At 74.4% G+C, this 21,104-nt stretch carries 17 protein-coding genes, 3 tRNA genes and 1 pseudogene; 11 read left to right on the forward strand and 10 right to left on the reverse strand.

Annotation, left to right across the window (positions count from 1 at the left end; all coding sequences use genetic code 11):
* The first annotated feature begins 92 nt into the window (after positions 1-92).
* Positions 93-1,562, forward strand: a complete 1,470-nt coding sequence (locus G7Z13_RS12935) for a tetratricopeptide repeat protein (protein ID WP_165998906.1) — start codon at positions 93-95, stop codon at positions 1,560-1,562.
* Between the two features lie 122 nt (positions 1,563-1,684).
* Here G7Z13_RS12935 and G7Z13_RS12940 read toward each other — a convergent pair whose 3' ends face one another.
* Complete coding sequence (locus tag G7Z13_RS12940) at positions 1,685-2,281, reverse strand: histidine phosphatase family protein (protein WP_165998908.1); 597 nt, start codon at positions 2,279-2,281, stop codon at positions 1,685-1,687.
* Positions 2,282-2,436: 155 nt separating this feature from the next.
* Between G7Z13_RS12940 and G7Z13_RS12945 the strand changes: the two genes are divergently transcribed.
* From G7Z13_RS12945 to G7Z13_RS12965, 5 genes are all read left to right on the forward strand, one after another.
* Positions 2,437-3,447 carry a phosphatase PAP2 family protein gene (locus tag G7Z13_RS12945; protein ID WP_165998910.1) on the forward strand — a complete coding sequence of 337 codons (1,011 nt, stop codon included), beginning with the start codon at positions 2,437-2,439 and terminating at the stop codon, positions 3,445-3,447.
* A complete protein-coding gene (locus G7Z13_RS12950) occupies positions 3,398-4,552 on the forward strand; it encodes a hypothetical protein (protein ID WP_165998912.1) in 1,155 nt (384 codons plus the stop codon). Before G7Z13_RS12945 ends, G7Z13_RS12950 begins: the two co-directional genes overlap by 50 nt.
* A complete protein-coding gene (locus tag G7Z13_RS12955; RefSeq protein ID WP_165998914.1) occupies positions 4,543-6,138 on the forward strand; it encodes a hypothetical protein in 1,596 nt (531 codons plus the stop codon). Before G7Z13_RS12950 ends, G7Z13_RS12955 begins: the two co-directional genes overlap by 10 nt.
* Before the next feature lie 131 nt (positions 6,139-6,269).
* The gene (locus G7Z13_RS12960) at positions 6,270-7,553 is read left to right on the forward strand and encodes an AAA family ATPase (protein WP_166004907.1); all 1,284 of its coding nucleotides are present in this window, start codon (positions 6,270-6,272) and stop codon (positions 7,551-7,553) included.
* 133 nt (positions 7,554-7,686) lie between these two features.
* Complete coding sequence (locus G7Z13_RS12965; protein WP_165998916.1) at positions 7,687-8,841, forward strand: LLM class flavin-dependent oxidoreductase; 1,155 nt, start codon at positions 7,687-7,689, stop codon at positions 8,839-8,841.
* Here G7Z13_RS12965 and G7Z13_RS12970 read toward each other — a convergent pair.
* Positions 8,820-10,715: an EAL domain-containing protein gene (locus G7Z13_RS12970; RefSeq protein WP_165998918.1), complete on the reverse strand. Its 1,896-nt coding sequence runs from the start codon at positions 10,713-10,715 to the stop codon at positions 8,820-8,822. The two genes, G7Z13_RS12965 and G7Z13_RS12970, sit on opposite strands and share 22 nt — an antisense overlap.
* A gap of 312 nt (positions 10,716-11,027) precedes the next feature.
* On the opposite strand from G7Z13_RS12970, the gene G7Z13_RS12975 reads away from it, so the two are divergent.
* Positions 11,028-12,293 carry a M6 family metalloprotease domain-containing protein gene (locus G7Z13_RS12975; protein WP_165998920.1) on the forward strand — a complete coding sequence of 422 codons (1,266 nt, stop codon included), beginning with the start codon at positions 11,028-11,030 and terminating at the stop codon, positions 12,291-12,293.
* Between the two features lie 81 nt (positions 12,294-12,374).
* Here G7Z13_RS12975 and G7Z13_RS12980 read toward each other — a convergent pair.
* The 5 genes and pseudogenes from G7Z13_RS12980 to G7Z13_RS33630 all read right to left on the reverse strand — a co-directional run.
* Positions 12,375-12,448 (reverse strand) — tRNA-Lys (locus G7Z13_RS12980).
* Positions 12,439-13,008, reverse strand: coding sequence for a bifunctional DNA primase/polymerase (locus tag G7Z13_RS12985; RefSeq protein ID WP_165998922.1), 570 nt, complete (start codon positions 13,006-13,008; stop codon positions 12,439-12,441). The genes G7Z13_RS12980 and G7Z13_RS12985 overlap by 10 nt, the downstream gene beginning before the upstream one ends.
* A 367-nt stretch (positions 13,009-13,375) precedes the next feature.
* A complete protein-coding gene (locus G7Z13_RS12990) occupies positions 13,376-13,738 on the reverse strand; it encodes a hypothetical protein (protein WP_165998924.1) in 363 nt (120 codons plus the stop codon).
* 137 nt (positions 13,739-13,875) lie between these two features.
* Entirely contained in the window at positions 13,876-14,604 is a 729-nt protein-coding gene (locus G7Z13_RS12995; protein ID WP_165998926.1) for a decarboxylase, read from the reverse strand.
* A pseudogene (locus tag G7Z13_RS33630) lies at positions 14,601-14,777 on the reverse strand (decarboxylase); the annotation flags it as partial. The gene G7Z13_RS12995 and the pseudogene G7Z13_RS33630, both read right to left, overlap by 4 nt.
* A 282-nt stretch (positions 14,778-15,059) precedes the next feature.
* On the opposite strand from G7Z13_RS33630, the gene G7Z13_RS13005 reads away from it, so the two are divergent.
* From G7Z13_RS13005 to G7Z13_RS13015, 3 genes are all read left to right on the forward strand, one after another.
* Entirely contained in the window at positions 15,060-16,010 is a 951-nt protein-coding gene (locus G7Z13_RS13005) for a D-2-hydroxyacid dehydrogenase (RefSeq protein ID WP_165998928.1), read from the forward strand.
* A gap of 197 nt (positions 16,011-16,207) precedes the next feature.
* Complete coding sequence (locus G7Z13_RS13010) at positions 16,208-16,966, forward strand: IclR family transcriptional regulator C-terminal domain-containing protein (protein ID WP_165998930.1); 759 nt, start codon at positions 16,208-16,210, stop codon at positions 16,964-16,966.
* Positions 16,967-17,086: 120 nt separating this feature from the next.
* A tRNA-Lys gene (locus G7Z13_RS13015) sits at positions 17,087-17,160 on the forward strand.
* 49 nt (positions 17,161-17,209) lie between these two features.
* Here G7Z13_RS13015 and G7Z13_RS13020 read toward each other — a convergent pair.
* The 3 genes from G7Z13_RS13020 to G7Z13_RS13030 all read right to left on the reverse strand — a co-directional run bounded on the left by G7Z13_RS13020 (position 17,210) and on the right by G7Z13_RS13030 (position 20,577).
* Positions 17,210-17,815 (reverse strand): lytic polysaccharide monooxygenase, encoded by a 606-nt coding sequence (locus G7Z13_RS13020; RefSeq protein ID WP_165998932.1) that lies wholly within the window; start codon positions 17,813-17,815, stop codon positions 17,210-17,212.
* Positions 17,816-18,012: 197 nt separating this feature from the next.
* Positions 18,013-19,131, reverse strand: a complete 1,119-nt coding sequence (locus G7Z13_RS13025; RefSeq protein WP_165998933.1) for an SPFH domain-containing protein — start codon at positions 19,129-19,131, stop codon at positions 18,013-18,015.
* Between the two features lie 102 nt (positions 19,132-19,233).
* A complete protein-coding gene (locus tag G7Z13_RS13030; protein WP_165998935.1) occupies positions 19,234-20,577 on the reverse strand; it encodes a peptidoglycan-binding protein in 1,344 nt (447 codons plus the stop codon).
* A gap of 196 nt (positions 20,578-20,773) precedes the next feature.
* On the opposite strand from G7Z13_RS13030, the gene G7Z13_RS13035 reads away from it, so the two are divergent.
* Positions 20,774-20,847: transfer RNA gene (locus tag G7Z13_RS13035), tRNA-Lys, on the forward strand.
* Positions 20,848-21,104 lie beyond the last annotated feature (257 nt).

Below are 21,104 nucleotides of genomic sequence, written 5' to 3' on the forward strand. Positions count from 1 at the left end.
GCCTGACACCGATAAAGCCAGCAACAGGGCAGTTTGGTCAACTCGGCCCGGATTCCGGCACGGTTCGACGGTTCGCACGAGAGGACCCGGCCATGGCGTCGTCAACGGTGACCTCGTCTCAGCCCAGTCGGCCGCCGCGGCCGAACCTCGCCTTCCGGCAGCTGCGCGGGCGGCGATCGCCGGCCGAGTTCGCGGCGGCGGTACGCCGGGCCGCGCGGGAGATCGGCGAGCGGGTCAGCTGTGACGCGCGCTACATCGGCCGGGTGGAGGCGGGCGAGATCCGCTGTCCCAACTACGCGTACGAGCGGGTGTTCCTGCACATGTTCCCCGGCCGCACGCTCACCGACCTGGGGTTCGCACCCCGTTCGTCCGTCCGCGGACGCGGGGCGCGCGCCGCCGCGGACACCACCCCCGCGCACGACCGGATCCGGCCGCACACCACCGGTGAGACGGGTGCGGGGTTTGAACCGTATGACCCGCCGTACCCGCAGTATCCGTACGACCTGTCCGACCCGTACGGCCCGCACACCGACTACGAGGAGAGCGACGTGCTGCGTCGCGCATTCATGACCGGCGGTGGCGCCACCGTGGCCGCCGCCTCGCTCGCCCCCATCGGGCTCGCCCTCGACGCGAGGGCCGCGCAGCGCCCCGTCCGCCGCGTCGGGGCGAGCGAGGCGAGCGCCCTGGAGGACGCCGTCCGCCGGATCCGGCTGCTCGACGACCGGCACGGCGCCGACGGCCTCTACCGGCGCGCGGCGGCCCCGCTGCGCGCCGCGTACGCGCTCCTGGACGCCGGTACGACCCGGCAGGCGACCGCCGACCGGCTGCACTCCGGCGCCGGTGAGCTCGCCATCTCGGTGGGCTGGCTGGCGCACGACTCCGGCCGGTTCGACGACGCGCGGTCGCACTACGCGGAGGCGCTGGCCACCGCGCGGATGACCGGTGACGACGCGCTGGAGGCGCACGCCTTCTGCAACACGGCCTTCCTCGCGCGGGACGCCGGGCGCCCCCGGGAGGCGGTGCGCGCCGCGCAGGCCGCTCAGCGCATCGCGCGCCCCCTGGGCTCGTCCCGGCTGATGTCGCTGCTCGCGCTGCGCGAGGCGGGCGGCTGGGCGGGGCTCGCCGACCGCGCGGGCTGCGAACAGGCCCTCACGCGCGCGCAGGCCCTCTTCGCGCGGGGCCCCGCGGACGCCGACCCGGAGTGGATGAGCTTCTACGGCGAGGCCGAGCTGGAGGGGCTCGAAGCGCAGTGCTGGTCGGCCCTGGGCGACTGGCAGCGTGCCGCGCGCCACGCGGGGCGGGCGGCGCGGCTCCAGGACCCGCACTTCACCCGGAACATCGCGCTGTACACCGCGGAACTGGCGGACGACCTCGCCCGCGGCGGCCACCCGGACGAGGCGGCCGCCGCGGGGATGCGGGTGCTGGACCTGCTGGACCAGGTGCAGTCGTCACGGGTGCAGACGATGCTGGCGGGCACAGCGCGGGTGCTGCTGCCGCACCGGCGGGCGGCCGGGGTGTCGGAGTTCCTGGACCGGCACGCGGGGCCGGCGCGTACGGCGTGAGCCGGCCGCAGCCGGGACAGTGACCGCGCGCGGTGACGGGACGGTGACCGCGCGGGGAGGACCGGGGCGCGTGGTTGCCTGATGAGGGAAGCAGCCGCCGCCGCGCCACGCTCGGCGACGGCTCAGCCCGCCAGGTGCCCCACGTCGTTCCAGCTTTCGACCGCCGGTTCGCCGTAGGCCCAGCCCAGGACCGACAGGGACGTCGGGTTGAGGCGGATGCGGGAGGCGAAGGAGATCGGCAGGCCCAGCCAGCGGGCGCCGATGGTGCGCAGGATGTGACCGTGGGCGAAGACGAGGACGTCGCGGTCGGCCTCGCGGGCCCAGGCGACGACCTCGTCCGCGCGGGCGCTCACCTCGGCCAGGGTCTCGCCGTCGGGGACGCCGTCGCGCCAGATGAGCCAGCCGGGACGTATCGCGTGGATCTCGGCCGGGGTCATGCCCTCGTACGCGCCGTAGTGGAACTCCATCAGCGTGTCCCAGGTCTGCGCGCGGTCCCCGAACCCGGCGAGTTCGCAGGTCTCGCGCGCGCGGGAGAGCGGGCTGGTGCGCACCTCGGCACCGGGCAGGCCGTCGAACGGCGCCCGGTGCAGCCGCTCGCCCAGCAGCTTCGCGCCGCGCCGGCCCTCGTCGAGCAAGGGGACGTCGGTCCTGCCGGTGTGCTTTCCGGACAGCGACCACTCGGTCTGTCCGTGCCGGGCCAACAGGATGCGCGGTGCCATGAATGACCTTTCCGGGGAAACCAGAGGCGGAACACGTCCATCATCGCGCACGCTGTGTGGGGGCAACCCCGGGGGCGATCTCTGCGTCTTTGAAGGCCGGAGCGCCCTTGAGAGGCGCTATCTCGACACATGAGACGAAGGGGGAGGGCGATCGGATGCCGCAGTCCGAGTCACCAGGCATCGAGGCATCCGTACGGACCCGGCTGCGCTGGTGGACCGAGCTGCCCCTGATCGTCCTCGTCTACGCCTGCTACTCCGCGGGCCGGCTCCTCGCGCGCGGTGACGTCGCCACCGCCGTCGACCACGGCCTGGCCATCCTGCGGATCGAGAAGGCCCTGCACCTCAACTTCGAGCACCCGCTGAACCGCCTGTTCACGCGGGAGGCCTGGATAGGCATACCGGCGGACTTCTGGTACGCCTCGCTGCACTACCTGGTCACCCCGGCGCTCCTGATCTGGATCTTCCGCTCACGCACCGTGCACTACCGCGCGGCCCGCACCTGGCTGATGACCTCGACCTTCATCGGCCTGATCGGCTTCACCCTGCTGCCCACCTGCCCGCCCCGCCTGCTGTCGGCGGGACACGGCTTCGTGGACACCATGGCCCACTACAGCGCGTACGGCTGGTGGGGCGGCGAGGCGAGCGCGCCGCGCGGGCTGGGCGGCATGACCAACCAGTACGCGGCGATGCCGAGCCTGCACGTCGGCTGGTCGCTGTGGTGCGGCGTCATGCTGTGGCGGTACGGCGGGACGCGGCTGGCGAAGACCGCCGCCGTGGTGTACCCGCTGGTGACGACGATCGTGGTGATGGGCACCGCGAACCACTACTTCCTCGACGCGGTCGCGGGCGCCGCCGTGATGGGCGCCGGGCTGCTGCTCGCCCCGTACGTGATGCGCTGCGCGGACCGGGTCAAGGCTCGCCTGACGACCCGTGCCGCCCTCGTCCCCGCGGCCGCCGCACCCGTCGGCACGCCGCCCGTCGGCGCACCGGCCACGGCGGTCCCGGCGGTCCCGGTGGCCACCGCGTCCTCGATTGTCAGTGACGAATGCCAGACTTCGGCGGGTGAGCGAATTCCACGGCAGCGCGAGTCACGGTTCGGACCGGAAGCCGGGCCGAGTGCCGCACCCTCGGAGGCAGGGGGCGGCGCTCCGGCACCGGCTCGCTGAGCTGCGCGGTCCCGACGTACCGGCCAAGGCGCTCGACGCGCGTGCCCTCGCGGCGCTCGCCGCGAACCCCGGCTGCGCGCGGCGCGCCGTCCTCGACGGGGCCGGGGTGGACAAGACGAGACTGGCGGACGCGCTGGGCTCGCCGTCCGCCTTCGGGCAGTCGCAGTTCGCCCTGACCCGCGGCAACGCGTTCGAGGCGCGGGTGAAGGCGGACGGCGGCGCGGAGCTGGTGCGGCTGGCGCACCGGAAGCTGGATCCGGGCGCCGAGCCGCCGGAGCGGGCGGCGGTGCCGGACCTGTCCGCGTCCGGCCCCGAGGGCCGGGCGGCGCGGACGGCGCTGGCGCTGCGGGAGGCCGTCGAGGCGGGCGGCTGGACGCTGCTGGACCATCCGATGCTCGCCCTCGACGTCGCCGGGTCCCCCGCGTTCCTGGAGCCGGACGCGGTGGTCGTGCACCCGGACGGCAGCTGGACGGTCGTGGAGATCAAGTCGTTCCCGATGCTGGACGGCTCCGCGGACCCGGCGAAGGTGGGCGCCGCGGCCCGGCAGGCGGCGGTGTACGTGCTGGCGCTGGAGGACGTCGCGGCCCGCCTGGACCCCGCCCCGCGCGTGCGGCACCGGATCCTGCTGGTGTGCCCCAAGGACTTCTCCAACCTGCCCGCCGCGTCCGCGGTGGACGTGCGCAAGCAGCGCGCGGTGACCCGCCGCCAGCTGGCGCGGCTCACCCGGATCGAGGACATCGTCGACGCGCTCCCCGAGGGCACCTGCTTCTCCCCCGAGCTGCCGGCCGCCGAGCTGACCGCCGCCGTCGAGGCGGTGCCGGCGACGTACGCGCCGGAGTGCCTGTCCGCGTGCGAGCTGGCCTTCCACTGCCGGGAGCGGTCCCGCGCGGCCGGCGCGGTGACCTCGCTGGGCCGCGCGGTCCGCGCCGAGCTGGGCGGACTGACCACCGTCGGCGCGGTCCTGTCGGCGGCCCGCGGCGAGACCGGCGACCCGGCCGACCCGGCGGTCGCCGCCCTGCGCCGCGCGGCCCGCCTCCGCGCGGAGGCTCTGGCCACCGCGGACGCCGCGGGTGCCGCCACCGCGGAGGTCGCCCCGTGTCCCTGATCGCCACCCTCGCCCGGCTCGAGGCCGTCGACACCGGCCGGGCCCAGCCCGCCGCCACCGTGCGCCACCGCCACCTGTCCGAGCGGCCGCTGGTCCTCGTGCCGCTGACCACCGCCGGTGAGGCGGGGGCCCCGCTCGGCGCGCTGGTCGGCACCGACCGGGACGCGCCCCGCCTGCTCGTCGTCCCGCAGCCGCGCGACCGGGACCTGCGGTTCGCGTTCCTCGCCGACCTGGCGGACGTCGTCCTGCCGTACATCGACGGGTACGCGGACGCCGTCGAGGCCGCCGAGCGCACCGAGACCGACCCGGAGACCGGCAAGCGCGTCAAGGTCGAGGTCGACCTGTGCGCGGACGCGCCGCAGCTGATCGTGCCGAGCCGCGCGGGCATCGACTTCGTACGGCTGCTGGGGCGGTCCATGCGCTTTCGGCGTACGGCCGAGCAGGACCCGCAAACGCCGCATCCGGCGCCCCCGCGGGTGCCGCTGCTGGGCCGCTGGCTGACGCACTACGCGGAGCGGTCCCGGGTGCCGGGCTCGTCGCTGCTGCTGGCCGTGACCGACGTGCTGGCCCGGCACTGGGCGACCGGTCAGTCCGGCCTGGAGGACCAGCACCTGGGCGCGCTGCTCGCCTGGATCGACCCGCCGGAGGGCGTGCGCGGCGACGAGGCGGCGCTGCGCGCGGAGCTGGCCCGGGACGAGCGGGGCCAGCTGCGCTGCCCGCCGGCCGGCCCGGCCACCGACCCGGCGTTCGACAACAGGCTGCTCGCCCCGGCGATCGAGCGCTACGACCGTGCGCGCGGTGCCCTCGCCGCCGCCGAGGACGGTCCGGAGGCCGACGCGCGGCTCGCTGCCGTCACTGCCGCCGAGCGGGAGATCCGCGCCCTGGTGGAGAGTGTCACCCGTCCCACCTGGGACGCGGTGTGGCGGGGCCTGGACCTGCTGCGGGCGCTGCCCGAGGGCGGGCACGTCGAGGAGCGCTGGACGCGCGACCGGTGGTCCTTCACCGGGCACCGCGACCGCGTGCTGTCCGGCGAGCCGCCGCAGCCGCGCCACGACGACGCGGTGACCGCGGCGAACAAGCTCGCCACGCGGGAGCGGGAGCAGGCCCGGCTGGAGGCGCAGGAGGCTTTGGACGATCCGCTGGTGATGGCGGGGCGGCGGCTGGCCGGCGAGGCGTTCGCGGGCGAGGTCGTCGACGTGGAGATGGCATACAGCGAGGGCAAGCGTCCGAGCCCGCGCCCGCTGGTCACCGTCCGCACGGAGGACCGGCCGCACCTCGGGGAGCGGGCGAAGGTGTACCGCTCGCTGGGCGGCAGGCCGCAGTCCGCCGAGTTCGTGGCCGCCGAGGAGGACGGCGCCCTGGTCGTCCTGCGCGTCCTCGACAAGATGGGCCGCGGCAAGGAGCCGGAGCCGGGTTCGGTGCCGGAGAAGGGCGACCGCCTGTGCTGGACGCTGTTCGAGCACGAGCAGCGCGGCGGGGCCAAGCTGCCCGACCCGGAGGACACCCCGTGGACGCACGGCGGACCCCCCGGCGAGGAGCCCGCCCCCGAACCCGCCGACCCCGTGACCGAGGAGGACCTCCTGTGACCGCCGAGGCCGCCGCCACCGCCCCCGGTACACCGTCCGACCCCCGCGCCGCCACGACCTCCCCCACTCCCGGCTCCCCTCTCGCCTCCCCCGTCGACCCGGCGACCGCCGCCGCGCGGGCCACCGACGCGATCCTCCGTGACACCCTGCACGGCCCGGACCGCGGTGTCGTCGTGGACTCCCCGCCGGGCGCCGGCAAGTCCACCCTCGTGGTGCGGGCGGCGCTGGAGCTGGCCGAGGCGGGCCGGCCGCTGATGGTGGTGGCGCAGACCAACGCGCAGGTCGACGACCTGGTGCTGCGGCTCGCCGAGAAGAACCCCGAGCTGCCGGTGGGCCGTCTGCACAGCAGCGACGCCGACCCGTACGACAAGGCGCTCGACGAGCTGCCGCAGGTCCGTACGTCGGCGAAGGCCGCCGACCTCACCGGTCTGCCCGTGGTCCTCTCCACCGCCGCGAAGTGGGCCCACGTCAAGGCCGACGAGCCGTGGCGGCACGCGATCGTCGACGAGGCGTACCAGATGCGCTCGGACGCGCTGCTCGCCGTCGCCGGGCTGTTCGAGCGGGCGCTGTTCGTGGGCGACCCGGGCCAGCTCGACCCGTTCGCGATCGTCGGCAGCGAGCAGTGGGCGGGGCTGTCGTACGACCCGTCGGCGTCCGCGGTCACCACGCTGCTCGCGCACAACCCGGGGCTGCCGCAGCACCGGCTGCCGGTGTCCTGGCGGCTGCCCGCCTCCGCGGCGCCGCTGGTCTCGGACGCCTTCTACCCGTACACGCCGTTCCGCAGCGGCACCGGCCACGGCGACCGCCGGCTGGCCTTCGCGGTGCCGTCGGACGGCTCGGGCCCGGACCGGGTGATCGACGAGGCCGCCGCGTCGGGCTGGGGCCTGCTGGAGCTGCCCGCGCGGCACACCCCGCGCACCGACCCGGAGGCGGTGCGGGCGGTGGCGGTGGTGGTGCGCCGGCTGCTGGACCGCGGCGGTGCGGCCACCTCCGAGCGTTCTCCCGGTCCGGCTCCGCTGACCGCCGACCGGATCGCCGTGGGCACCGCCCACCGCGACCAGGCGGCGGCCGTCCGCGCGGCCCTCGCCGAGCTGGGTGTGCGCGATGTCACCGTGGACACCGCGAACCGGCTCCAGGGGCGGGAGTACGACGTGACGGTCGTCCTGCACCCGCTCTCCGGCCGCCCCGACGCGACCGCCTTCCACCTGGAGACGGGCCGGCTGTGCGTGCTCGCCTCCCGGCACCGGCACGCGTGCATCGTGGTGTGCCGCGCGGGCGTGGGCGAGCTGCTGGACGACTATCCGTCGACGGAGCCGGTGCAGCTGGGGACACTGGTGAAGTTCCCGGACGGCTGGGAGGCGAACCACGCGGTCCTGGCGCACCTGGCGGAGCACCGGGTGAGCTGGCGGCCGTAGGACCCGCCACCGGGTGAGCCGGCGGCCCGCCACCGGGTGAGTGGGCGGCCGCGGGGGGGCGCGCGGGGGGCGCCTCGGTCCACCAGGGAATGAACCCCCCGCCACCTCCCGTTGACGCCCATGACCCGACCGCATGGCGACGAGAGCAGGAGGCCCCACCGTGGCGGCAGACGACACCCGGGACGCCGAGACCCGCACCGGCGAAGGCGACGGCATCCAAGGCACCGCCCACGGCTCCGCCCCCGTCCCCCTGTCCGTCCTGGACCTGGTCGCGGTCGGCGCCGGCCACACCTCCACGGACGCGCTGCGCACCAGCGTCGCCCTGGCCCGGCTGGCGGAGTCCCGCGGCTTCCACCGCTACTGGGTCGCCGAGCACCACTCGATGCCGGGCGTCGCGTCGTCCTCGCCCGCGGTGATCCTCGCCCACCTCGCCGCCCACACCGGCCGCATCCGCCTGGGCTCGGGCGGGGTGATGCTGCCCAACCACGCGCCGCTGGTGATCGCGGAGCAGTTCGGCACCCTGGAGGCCATGGCGCCGGGCCGGATCGACCTCGGCCTCGGGCGCGCCCCCGGCACGGACGGGGCGACCGCGGCGGCGCTGCGCCGCACGGACCGGCCGGATGAGGCGGCGGACGAGTTCCCGCGGCTGCTGTCCGAGCTGACCCGGTTCCTGGACGACGACTTCCCCGACGGCCACCCGTACCGGCGCATCCACGCCGTCCCGGGCCCCGTGCAGGGCACCTCCCCCGGCGGTGTGCAGTCCCCGCACCGCCCGCCCATCTGGCTGCTGGGCTCCTCCGGCTACAGCGCCCGGCTGGCGGGTCTGCTGGGCCTGCCGTTCGCGTTCGCCCACCACTTCTCGGCGCAGAACACCATCCCGGCGCTGGATCTGTACCGGGAGTCCTTCAAGCCGTCCGGGGTGCTGGCCGAGCCGTACGCGCTGATCGGTGTCTCGGCGCTGGCCGCGGACGAGGAGCGGGTGGCGCGGCGCGAGGTGCGGGCGGCCGTGCTGAGCATGGTGCGGCTGCGCACCGGGCGGCCCGGACTGGTGCCGAGCCCCCAGGAGGCGGAGGCGTACGAGTTCTCGCCGCTGGAGCGGGAGTTCGCGCAGCAGTGGAGCGCGAACGTCATCCACGGCACCGCGGACGAGGTCCGTACCGGCCTGGACGATCTGCAGAAGCGCACCGGCGCCGACGAGTTGATGATCACGGCGAGCACGCCGACCGGCGAGGTGCGCGTGCGCAGCTACGAACTCATCGCGGACGCCTACGGGTTTCCGGCGGCCTGACCGGCCGGGCAGGCCAGCAGTTCGGAGATACGATCCGCCGCCACCGGCCGGGAGTAGAGCCAGCCCTGGCCGGTGTCGCAGCCGATCCGGCGCAGCCGCCCGGCCTGCGCGGAGGTCTCCACGCACTCGGCGGTGACGGTCAGTCCGAGCCGGTGGGCGAGCTGGATCATCGCCTCGACGATGACCTCGTCCGCCGGACTGGCGTGCGCGCCGCTGTCCTCGTACTGGAAGCCGCGGACGAACGACCCGTCCAGCTTCAGCACGGACACCGGCAGCCGGCTGAGGTAGGCGAGGTTGGAGTAGCCGGTGCCGAAGTCGTCGATGGCGATGCGCACGCCCATGTCGCTGAGGGCCTGCAGGGCGCGCAGCGGGCGGCCGGAAGAGCCCATCACGGCGGACTCGGTCAGCTCCAGCTGCAGCAGGTGCGGGGCGAGGCCGGTCTCGGCGAGGGTCTCCGCGACGTCCGCGACCAGGTCGGAGTCCCAGACCTGGCGTACGGCCACGTTGACGCTGACGAAGATGGGCGGCTCGTCGGGGTGTTCGAGCTGCCAGCGGCGGGCCTGGCGGCAGGCGGTGGCGAGGATCCAGCGGCCGAGCGGGACGATCGCGCCGTCTTCCTCCGCCAGTCCGATGAACCGATTCGGCGTCAGGGTGCCGAACTGCGGGTGGTTCCAGCGCACCAGTGCCTCGACCCCGCTGAGCCGTCCGTCGGCCATGCCCACCAGGGGCTGGTACTCCAGGGTGAACTCGCCGCGGTCGATGGCCGGGCGGAGGGTGGAGGCGAGGGCCTGGCGGGTCATGCGGTGGGCGTTGCGCTCGGGGTCGAAGAGCGTCCAGCGGGCCTTGCCGTCGGCCTTCGCCCAGTACAGCGTGGTGTCGGCGGCCTGCATCAGCCCGGTGGCGGTGGTCCCGGCGGCCTGCCGTTCGACGACGCCGATGGAGGCGGAGACGCTGAGCCGCTGCCCGGAGAGGTCGAACGGGGCCTGGAGCGCGGTGAGGACGGACTCGGCGAGGTCGGCGAGCTGTTCGGTGCCGGTGGAGTCCTCGACGAGGAGGGCGAACTCGTCGCCGCCGAGCCGGGCGACCAGGGGCGCGGCGGAGCGGGTGTAGCCGGCTTCCTCGGCGCAGCGGGTGAGCCGTTCGGCGACGGCGGCCAGCAGCCGGTCGCCGACGCGGTGGCCGAGGGTGTCGTTGATGGCCTTGAAGCCGTCGAGGTCGAGGAAGCACAGGCCGATCCGGCCGGTGCCGCCGCGGGTGTAGGCCTCGGTGTCGAGGGCGGCGGAGAGCCGTTCGAAGAACAGGGTGCGGTTGGGCAGCCGGGTCACCGGGTCGTGCATCTGCAAGTGCCGGAGCTGTGCCTGGAGTTCGCGGCGGGCGCTGATGTCGGTGACGGAGAGCAGGACGCCGGGTGTGCCGTCGGCGAGCGGGGCGACGGTGATCTGCGCCCAGACGGCGTGTCCGTCGGGGTGTTTCAGCCGCCGGGTGCAGCGCAGTTTCGCCTGCCGGCCGCGCAGCACCTCGCGGTAGGCGTGCCAGGTGCGCGGGTCGGAGGAGAGGTCGAGCAGGTCGGCGGCGACGCGTCCGACGAGTCCGCCGGGCGGGCCGCCGAACAGGTCGGCGAGGGTGTCGTTGGCCGTGGCGATCCGCCCGTCGCGGTCGACGACCGCCATGGCGAGCGGTGCCGCGGTGAACGCGGACCGGTAGGAGGCGGCGTCGCCGCCCGCCGGGTCCGCGGCCGTATCCGGTTCCGGGTCCGGGTGTGGAGGCACGAAGGCGACAGCGTCCGTACCACCCGGCGCCTTTGCGTCACTCTCCGTGACTACCGGCCGGATGAGGTCTGCCGCGGGCGTCGGCCCTTCGGAGGTTCCGCTCACCGCTCGCTCCCGCAGTGCACTCGATCGTCGTCCGCGCAGGAAAGTGTGCCGATCATAGAGGGTGCCCTCCGGCCCTTCCAGCCACTGTCCGCCACTCAGGACATACCCACTTCGCGGGCGGATCGTTTCTGCTCACGCCTGGACGCCTTCTTCGCCCTCACGACCAGTGGTGACGCTCCGTGAGCACTTCGGGGGTGTCACCGATCGAACCGGTCGCCCACCTCACTCGTCCGGGTCAGACAAACAGGACGCAGTACGACAATCTGCCACAGGCTGGATGCGGTGTCCCCCCGACCGCATCCGGAGGTTCCCGTGCCGCGTCCGCTCCCGCGCGCCCGACTGCGCAGCACCGCGGCCGTGTTCACCACCCTGACGGCTCTCACCGCCACCTCCCTGGTCACCGGGCCCTCGGTCGCCGGCCCCTTCTCGGCGGCGCCGTGCGCCCTGGAACGCACCGACGCGCACCACTCGGAGGGCCTGGACACCTGGAACGCCGCCTATCCCCGGCCGACCCGCGCGCTGGACGCGGTGATGATCTTCCTGTCCTTCCCGGACTCCGCACCGCTGACCACGCCCGCCGAACTGACGGCCGACCACTTCCCCGCCACCAGCCGCTATTTCGCGCAGGCGTCCTACGGCCGGTTCGCGCTGCGCCCGCATCCGCTGCGGCACTGGATCCGGATGCCGCGCCCCTCGACGGCGTACGCCATACAGCGCGACTGGACCGCCTCGCACCGCGCCGCCTACCTGCGCGACGCGCTCGCCTCGGCCGACGGCCAGGTCGACTTCTCGCGCTACGACGTCGTCTACTTCGTCGCCGATCCGCACGCGCCCGGTGTCGACTCGGACGCCACGAAAGTGGTCAACCTGGAGGCCCCGCTGCGGGCGGACGGGGCGGACATCCGCCGGGTCGTCACGGTGTTCGAGAACCATCCGCCGGACCGGCTGGTCCTCGCCCACGAGACCGGCCATGTCTTCGACCTGCCGGACCTCTACCACCGTCCGACGGACGGCAAGGGCGACTGGGACACCCACGTCGGCGACTGGGACCTGATGGGCAGCCAGTTCGGTCGCGCCCCCGACCTCTTCGGCTGGCACAAGTGGAAGCTGGGCTGGCTGGAGGAGCGGCAGGTGGTGTGCGTGCCGGGCGGCGAGCCGACCCGGCTGACCCTGGAGTCGCTGAGCGCCGGACCGGACGTGCCGGTGACGGGTGCCGCGGGGGCGCCGGTCTTCGGCTCCGGGCGGGGCACCAAGCTGGCGGTGGTGCGCACCGGCCCCGACAGCGTGCTCGCCTTCGAGGCGCGGGGCGCGGTCGGCAACGACCGGTCCGCCTGCCGGCAGGGCGTCCTGGTCTACCGGGTGCGCAGCGGCGCCGAGTCCGGGGGCGGTCCGGTGCAGGTGATCGACGCCCACCCGAGGACGGAGGCCTGCTGGGAGAACTCGGTCTACCCGGCGCTCGCCGACGCCCCCGTCGACGTCGGGGAGCGCTTCACCGTGCCCGGCGAGAACGTGCGCGTCGAGGTGGAGGGCCGGACGCCCTCGGGCGCCTGGACCGTAAAGATCTCGCCACTGCGGTGACGGGATGGCGGGCAGGACCCCGGACAAGCGAAAGGGCGTTCTCGCTATCGAGAACGCCCAGGTCAGCGACCTAATCGCTAGTGCGCCGCCAGGGACTCGAACCCCGGACCCGCTGATTAAGAGTCAGCTGCTCTAACCAACTGAGCTAGCGGCGCCTGCTGACGTCGTAGACCTTAGCATCCTGGTCGGCGGGAGGCGAAATCGATATCCGCACCGCCGCCCGGGCCGCCCGGACGGCCGCCCAGAGCAGCACCTCCGGGCCCGGCAGCCAGGGGTGGCGGGTGTCGGGGGCGACGATCCAGCGCGCCTCCGCGGTCACGCCCGCCGCCGGGGGGCCGACCGGCGGGGGGACGGTCACGGCGTCCCCGGTGCCGTGGCACAGCAGTGGCGGGATCTCGCCGGTGCGTCCGTGGCCGCTCCACTCCTCCCACTCCATCAGCGAGGGCAGCCGCTGGGCCGTGCCCGGCGCGGCGAACAGCAGGACGCGGCCCCGGAAGGCGGCCACCGGACCCGTGCCCGGCCCGTCCTCCCACAGCCGGTCGAGCATGCGGCGCCCGAAGACGGCGGGCGCGCTCACCACGTCGAAGGCGGTGCCGCAGGGCAGCACGGCCGGGGCGTCGGGCCGTTCCTCCCACAGGGCACGGGTGCTGCGCGGATACGTTCCTGCCGAGACGAGCCAGTCGACTCCGTCGGCGGTGACTGTGCTGCTGCTCATGTCACCCAGGTCTACCGGGCGTACACGTTCCGTTCCACAGAGTTGCCGGAAACCGGGACAGGAGACGGTAGGAGCGGGTATCTTGCCCGCCTGGCATATGCCAAGCAGATCACCGGGCGGGCACTCGCCCGAACGGGGCCGCTCTCCGGCTGACGAGCGGGCCGGGGCTTCGAAGGGGCGCTCGGGCCGGATGCTCGGGCCAGGAGTCCGAACCGGAATGCTCGGACCAGGCACCCGACCGGGACGCTGGGACCAGGGCGCTCGGGCCATGCACCCGACCGGGATGCCGAAACCAGGGCGCTCAGACCCGGCGCCCGGACCGGAATGCTCGGACCACGCGCCCGACCGGGATACCGAGCCCGGGTGCTCAGGCCGTGTCGGGCCCCGGCTCGTCCGCCCCCCGCAGCAGGTCGCGGCCGAACTCGACCATCTTCCTGGCGTAGTCCTCGGTCCACTCCGCACGGTCGGCGATGTCCGCGGCGGTCAGCCGGTCGAACCGGCGCGGGTCGGCGAGCTGGGCCGCGGCCATCGCCTGGAACTCCATGGCCCGGTCCGCCGCCGCGCGGAACGCCTGGGTCAGCTCGGTCGCCCGCGTCAGCAGCTCCCGCGGGTCGTCGATGGACTCCAGATCGAAGAAGTGCTCCGGGTCGCCGGCCGCCTCGGCCGGCTCGAAGAGCAGGGGCGCGGGGCGTAGCCGCGGTTCGTGGCGACGCGGCGTGGGCTCCGCCATGTCGTGTCCTCCTCTGACGGACGGATCGGCTGGCCCGCCCCCCGACATCGCGGCCGGACCACTCCCATTCTCCCCCGCCCGCGCAAGGCGGCCGCAGGGGTTCGTGCGGGCGCACGCCCGCTCGGCGGGGGCGGGCCTCAGACCTGGACGATCGGCTCCCGGGTGAAGAGGGCGCCGAGGCCGGGGGCGTTCACCCGGCGGTCGGCCAGCCGCAGCGCCTCCCAGACGGAGACCTGGTGGGCGGTGAGGACCGGCTTGCCCAGCTCCTTCTCCAGGGCGGTGAGGTGGGAGGCGGTGTGCAGGGCGGTGTCCGGCAGCAGGACCGCCTCGGCGTCCGCGTGGTCGGCCGCGCGGGCCAGCGCGAACAGCTCGGCCTCGCCCCAGCTGCCGGCCTCGGCGGCGGTGATCCCGGCGGCGTGCACGGCGACCGGCTCCAGTGCGGCCGCGCGCAGGAAGTCCGCGAAGAGTCCGGCGACGTCGTCCCGGTAGGTCGCGCCGATCGCGACGCGCCGCAGCGCCAGCTCGCGGCTCGCGTGCACGAACCCGAAGGAGGTCGAGGAGGCCGGCATCCCTGCGGCCACGGCGAGGCCGCGCACCTGCTCGTGGGCGCCCTCCCAGCCGTACGCGAAGCTGCCGCTGGTGCTGGCCCACACCACGGCCTCGGCGCCGGCGTGCCGCAGTTCCTGGACGCTCGCCGCCAGCCGCTCCGGGGAGCCCATCGCGCGCAGCCCGTCCTCGCGGCGGGCGTCCTCGCCGCTGTCCGTGTGGACCAGGTCCACCCGGATGTCACTGCCCAGCAGCTGCTCGATACGGGGATAGTCGTCCTCGGCCGAGTGGCCCGGGTAGAGGAATCCGAGTGCGGTCATGTCCAGCCTTCCTGCTGTTCTTCCGGCAGCACGGGGGTCGTTCCGGCGGAGCGGGGAGACCGTGTGCGCGCCTCCTCGTCCGGCAGAGCCTGGTACGGCTCCACGGCTCGGGTACCCCGTCGGCGCGCCGCCGCCCACATCGTCACTTGGTTGGCCGAGATCACCGGATTCCGCGGCCCGTCCCCGCGGGTGCGGGACGGGGGAGGGCACGGGCGCCGACAACGCGCCGTGCGGGAGGCCGTGTTGACGACGCCGGGCCCGGGTGCGAGCGTGGTGGATCCGCGCATGTCAGACGCGCCCCCGAGAGCCGCCGCAGGTCGGACGCCGCCCGTGAGGACCGGTGCGCGTCGGACGCCGCCGGCGGACAGCCGGCGTACGTCAGGTGCCGCCGGTGTGAACCGGCGTCCGCCGGACGCCGCCGGTGGGCGCCGGTCCGCTGGGAGAGACGGCTGCCGATGACCGACCCCACCCTGCTCGTCCTGCTGGGCGCCGATCCGCCGCCCCGGCTGGGCCGGCTCACCGGCCGGGCCCGGATCGTGCACACGGACGAGGCGGGGCTCGCGGCCCGGCTGCCGGAGGCCGACGCGCTGCTCGTGTGGGACTTCACCTCGCACGCCGTGCGCGAGGTGTGGCCGGGCGAGGGGCCCCGGCCGCGCTGGGTGCACACCGCGAGCGCGGGCGTCGACCATCTGATGTGCCCGGAGCTGACGGTGTCGGACACGGTGGTGACGAACGCGCGCGGGGTGTTCGAGCAGCCCATCGCCGAGTACGTGGCCGCGCTCGTGCTGGCGATGGCGAAGGACCTGCCGGGCACGCTGGAGTCGCAGGGGCGCGGCGAGTGGCGGCACCGGGAGACGCTGCGGGTGGCGGGCACGCGCGCGGTGGTCGTGGGCTCGGGGCCGGTGGGCCGGACGGTGGCGCGGCTGCTGAAGGCGCTCGACATCCGTACGGCGATCGTCGGCCGCACCCCGCGCACCGGCGTGCACGGCCCGGACGACCTGGACCGGCTGCTCGCGCGCGCCGACTGGGTGATCGCGGCGGCCCCGCTCACCGACGACACGCGTGGCATGTTCGACACCCGCCGCTTCGGGGTGTTCCAGCCGTCCGCCCGGTTCGTGAACGTCGGCCGGGGCGCCCTGGTGGACGAGGAGGCGCTGGCCGCGGCGCTCGCCAAGCGGTGGCTCGCGGGGGCCGCGCTGGACGTCTTCGCCACCGAACCGCTCGGCCCGGACAGCCCGTTGTGGCGGGTGCCGGGGCTGATCGTGTCGCCGCACATGAGCGGGGACACGGTGGGCCGGCTGGACGAGCTGGGCGCGCAGTTCGTGGAGCTGTTCGAGCGCTGGGCGGCGGGCCGGCCGCTGTTCAACGTGGTCGACAAGCGGCGCGGGTACGTGCCGGGGCACTGAGCCGCGGCGACCGGCCGGACGAACCGGACGCCCGGCCCGGACGACCCTTGCCGCCGACATATGCCACCGACCCGACCCCCAGCCGGCAGGGGCGGATTCTCGTCAACAGCCGCTCACTACCGGCCTCTTGCCGGTTATCGTGGAGAGGATCCGAACAGCGGGTCACGGCACATTGACTGAGCGCACAGGGGGAAACCGTGGCGCTGAAGCACGAGCCGACCGCGCCGTACCACTCGGCTCAGGACGCCCTGCGCGTCCTGGAGACGGTGGCCCGGCACTCCACCGGTGTCACCGACACCGAGATCGCCCGTCACACCGGCCTCGGCACGGAGCGGCTGACCACCCTCCTGCGGATGCTGCGTCGTGAGGGATACGTCGAGCAGGTGGCCGACGGGGCGTACGTCGCCGGCGCCGCCCTCGCCCGCCTGGGTTCCGCGCACGGCCGCGACCGGGCCCTGCGGGACCATCTCCAGCACACCCTGAACCGGCTGCGCGACTCGGTGGGCGCCGCCGTCTACATCAGCCGTTACGTCGACGGGGAGGTCCGGATCACCCATTGCGCCGAGAGCCCGGCCACGCCCGCGGTCAACGAGTGGGTGGACTTCCGCTACTCCGCGCACGCCACCGCGGTCGGCAAGAGCCTGCTCGGCCAGCTCGACCACAACAGCCGCCGCGACCATCTGGCCCGGCACAAGATGGCCCGGCTCACCTCGCGCACGATCACCAGCGACAAGCTGCTGCTCTCCCGCCTGGAGGCGCAGCCGCCGACGGTGCCGGTGCTCGACCTCCAGGAGTACGCGGTGGGCACGGTCTGCGCGGCCGTCCCGATCACCGCCGGGTCCTCCGTGGGCTGCCTCGCGCTGTCCCTGCCGGTGGAGCACGCGCACCGGCTGCGCCAGGCGGCGGAGACGCTGAACCGGAACGCGGCGCCGGTCCTGCTGTCCCTGGCGATCTAGCGAGACACCCCGCAGCGGGTGCCGCGCTCTCGCCCTGGTCCCCGGTGGTCACGAGCACCCCCGGGGACCAGGTAGTATTTTCTTCGTCGCCGGCCGCGAAGAGCGGAAGGCGAGAGTCATGCGCCGCTAGCTCAGTTGGTTAGAGCAGCTGACTCTTAATCAGCGGGTCCGGGGTTCGAGTCCCTGGCGGCGCACAGCAGAGGGCCCCCTCGCGACAAGCGAGGGGGCCCTTTCCGTTGCCGTCTAGAACGTGACGTCCGAGCAGGCGTAGAACGCGTTGCCGGTGTCCGCGATCGTCCACACCGCGAGGATCACGTGCCGTCCGCTGAGCCCGGACGGCAGCGTGCCGCTGTGCGAGAGGGTCTGCGGCGGGCGCTGGCCGCCGTAGGGCACCGTCAGGAACGGCGTGAGGTTGAGGTCGGAGCGGGACAGGTTGTGGTTCTGGTTCCAGCCCGGCTTGGTGATGTAGTACTTGAAGTCGGTCGTGGCGTGCATCGCCGTGAACTGCCAGCGGAAGGTGTAGCTCTGCCCGCCGGTGACCTTGGTGGCCGGCCACGCGCCGCCCGACGGGGTCTTCGGGCTGTCGAGCTGGGCGAAGCGGGTGTTGTTGCCGGAGCAGAGCTGCCCGTCGGCGGGCCCGGACGCGGGGAAGCCCTTGGGGCCCTCGACGCTCTGCGGCTCCCACTGGATGGCGCCGCAGTTGGCCACCGTGCCGTTCTGGCACAGCTTCTGCCTGCTGATGGGGAGGTCGGTGTAGCCGTGTCCGGTGGCCGCGCCGGAGGAGAGCACGAGGGCTCCGGTCGTCGCCAGTCCGACCGCGACCGCGGACAACTTGGTCTTGGTGCGCATGCTGCCGCTCCTCGGGGATGTGGGGGAGGTTCGGTGAGCCGTGCAGTGGTGCACGTAGGTCTAGACCAAGTCCCAGACTATTGCCGATAGTTGAACATGTCCATACCAATAGCGGAGTGAGGGGCGTCCCGGCACCCCCGTGCGCGACGCGCGCCCGCGAGGTCACGCCCCCGCCTCACGCACGCCCCGCACCGCGGTCACCCGCCCGTCTCCCCCCGCCCCGCGCAGAACGCCACCGTCAGGTCCTTCACGAGCGCCTTCCGCTCGTAGTCGTCCAGCTCCACCAGGCCGCGCATGGTCAGCCGGGTCACCGTGTCCTCCACCGAGTCCACCACCGAGGACAGCACGCTCGCCCGGTGCCGGGCGTCCAGCGCGGCGATCTTGCGGCGGTGCATCGCGGCGGCGACCTCCGGGGCGTACTCGATCCGCACCGGCTGCACCGAGAACACCTCCAGGCCCACCGGTGCCGTGTCCGCCGCCACCAGCCGGGTCAGCGTCTCCGCGGTGGCCGGCACCGAGCCGCCCCCGCCCGGCGTCTCCACCGGCACCCGGGCCAGCGCCGCCTCCACGCACTCGCGCAGATAGCCCTCGTGGTCCTCCACCCCGAGCACGGCCCGCGCGGTGTCCCGCACCCGCCACACCACCAGCACCACCACCCGCAGCGCCACCCCGCTGCCGTCCGAGGCGGGCATCGGCTCGCTGCGCCAGTGCCGCAGCCGCACGTCCACCCGGCGGCGCAGCAGCAGCGGGTTGACCCAGAGCAGGCCGGTGCGGCGGACGGTCCCCCGGTAGCGGCCGAACAGGTCCAGCACCCAGGCCCGCCCGGTCCGGCCCCGGGCCAGCCCGCCGAACCCGAACAGCCCGAGCGCCCCGGCCCCGGCGTACGCCGCCCACTGCGCGGGGCCCAGTCCGGCCGGCGCCGCGGCGGGCAGCCCGAGCGCGGCGACCGCGAGCGGCGGCAGCGTGCCCGCCCACCAGGAGGTGGCCAGCGCGCCGGCCGCCCCGGCCGTGCCGGCCAGCACGCCCACCGCACCGGGCAGCACCCGGGCGGGCCGCTCGGCCAGCTCCGGGTCGACCTCGGGCACCGGCCGGGTCCGCGCGGGGGCGGGGCGCCGCAGCCGCGGCTGTTCGCCGGTGCCCTGCCGGCGGCCGACCACGGCCGGCCTGAGCGGCACCGGCGCCGGGTCGGGGTCGTCCCGGAAGAGCAGGTGGACGGGGATCTCGGTGGTCGCCTCGTTCTGGATGAGGCGGCCCGGGCGGACTGTGCCGCCGTCGGTGCCGCCGGGGTCGGGCGTCTGTGCAGGGGTCGTACTCATGCGTGCCTCCAGCCTCCGCGCCAGATGCGTCACAGATGGGCCGTACGGGTCGTCCGTACCGGGGTCGTGCGGGGTGGGCGTACGAGGTGGTCGTACGGGTGGTCAGGAGAAGAGCCGGCGCCACGTCTCCGGGCCGGGGTAGCCGTCCGCCGCGCCGCCGCGCCAGCCCTGGGCGCGCTGGAAGGCCTCGACGTTGCGCCGGTCCGCCTCGCCCCAGAGGGGTCCGGGCCCGGTGGTGTAGTACCGGCCGAACCCCTTCTTCACGAGCTGCCGGCCGAGCAGCGTGACGTACTCGTTGCGGGCGCCCGGCCGGAACATCGCCCGGCCGGGGAAGGCCGGGACCCGCCCCGCCTGGGCCCCTGACACGCCCGCCGTCCCCGCGGTGACGTCCCGGCCCCGGCCGCTGATCAGCAGGTCCCAGGTCTTCGGTCCGGGCAGCCCGTCCGCCGCCGCGCCCGTCCAGCCCTGGGCCAGCTGGAACGCCTGGGTCGCCCTGCGGTCGGCCTCGGTCCAGCGCGGGCCGGGCCCCGAGGCGTAGAAGCGCCCGGCGCCGCGCTGGACCAGCATCCGGCCGAGGAGGGTGACGTACGGGTTGTTCGCGCCGGGACCGAAGTAGGCCACACCGGGGAAGGGCGTGGCCACCGAGCCGCCCCCGCCTCCCCCGGCCCCTCCGCCACCGCCTCCCCCGGCCGCCCCGCCCGGCTGGGCACCCGGGGTGCCCGACGCCTTCAGCCCCTTGTAGCGGTAGGCGACATAGCGGTCGGAGTGCGTCCAGTAGGCGTAGGGGGTGGCCTGCCCGCGGGCGTGCGGGCGGGTCGACTCGTAGGCGATGTAGAAGGAACGGGTGTGGTCCGTCCAGCCGCCGAAGATCACCACGTGGGAGCCTCGCTCGGGGTCCGCCGGATTGTGGAAGAGGAGGATGTCGCCGGGCTGCAGCTCGTCCTTGCCGATGCGCACGCCGTACTGGTGCAGGGTGCCCGTCCACTCGTTGCCCGGCAGGCCCCAGGCCATGGAGACGAACCCGGAGCAGTCCTGCCGGTACCCGTCGGCCCAGTACCGGGTCATGCTGTACGGCACCCGCGCCGCGACCCAGGTCTTGGCCCGCCGGATGATCTCCGCCCGGGTGGTGGCGGGCGCCCTCGCCGGGAGGTTCGGGGTGGCCGGTTTGCCCGCCGGGCCGTGCAGGGGCGCCTTGCTCCCCTGCGGGGTCTCGGGCTCGTCACCTGCGGGAACGCCGGGGTGCTGGGGGGCGTGCGAGGCGGCGAGGGCCGGTGCCGGCGTGGGGGCCGCGGCGAGAGCGGCCGCCGTCGCGGCGGTGACGGCCACGGCACGGGGGGTGAGGGAAAGGCCCCCCGGAGAGGGCGGCAGGGCGCGGCGCGCGGTGACGCAGCCGGGGCAGTCGCAGTCGCGCGGGGGATCGAGCTCTGCGAAAACCGGAGTCTCCATGCGATTCCCCTCACACTCCTGGCGGGAATGTCCACACTTGTGCACGTTGATCAGTTTCACAACTGTCGCCGCGGCTCGCATGTTGACGGTCCGAACGATGTACGGGCGGGCCGGACCCCGGACCGGCGACTGTCATGCACAGGACGGGCGGTCAGGAGCACCCCCGGACGTCCTGTAGAGTTATCGACGTCAGCAGGCGCCGCTAGCTCAGTTGGTTAGAGCAGCTGACTCTTAATCAGCGGGTCCGGGGTTCGAGTCCCTGGCGGCGCACAGACGGAAAAAGGCCCCTCGCTTCAGGCGAGGGGCCTTTTCGTTGTCGTTCGCACGGACGATCGAAGGTGTGGTGCGGGGCGTGAACCAAAGACAGGGAAGAAGCACGCCGAGGCATTGAACGAAACACCTTCGCCATCCGTACGCATTCGTGCACGACTGGCCACAAGCGCACCATCACATGCCATCATGCGCACCAATGAGCGCGTATAGCCGGTAAATACCGTGTATCGCGTCTTGCGATCATGCTGAACGCC

This window comes from Streptomyces sp. JB150 (assembly GCF_011193355.1).
Taxonomy (GTDB): domain Bacteria; phylum Actinomycetota; class Actinomycetes; order Streptomycetales; family Streptomycetaceae; genus Streptomyces.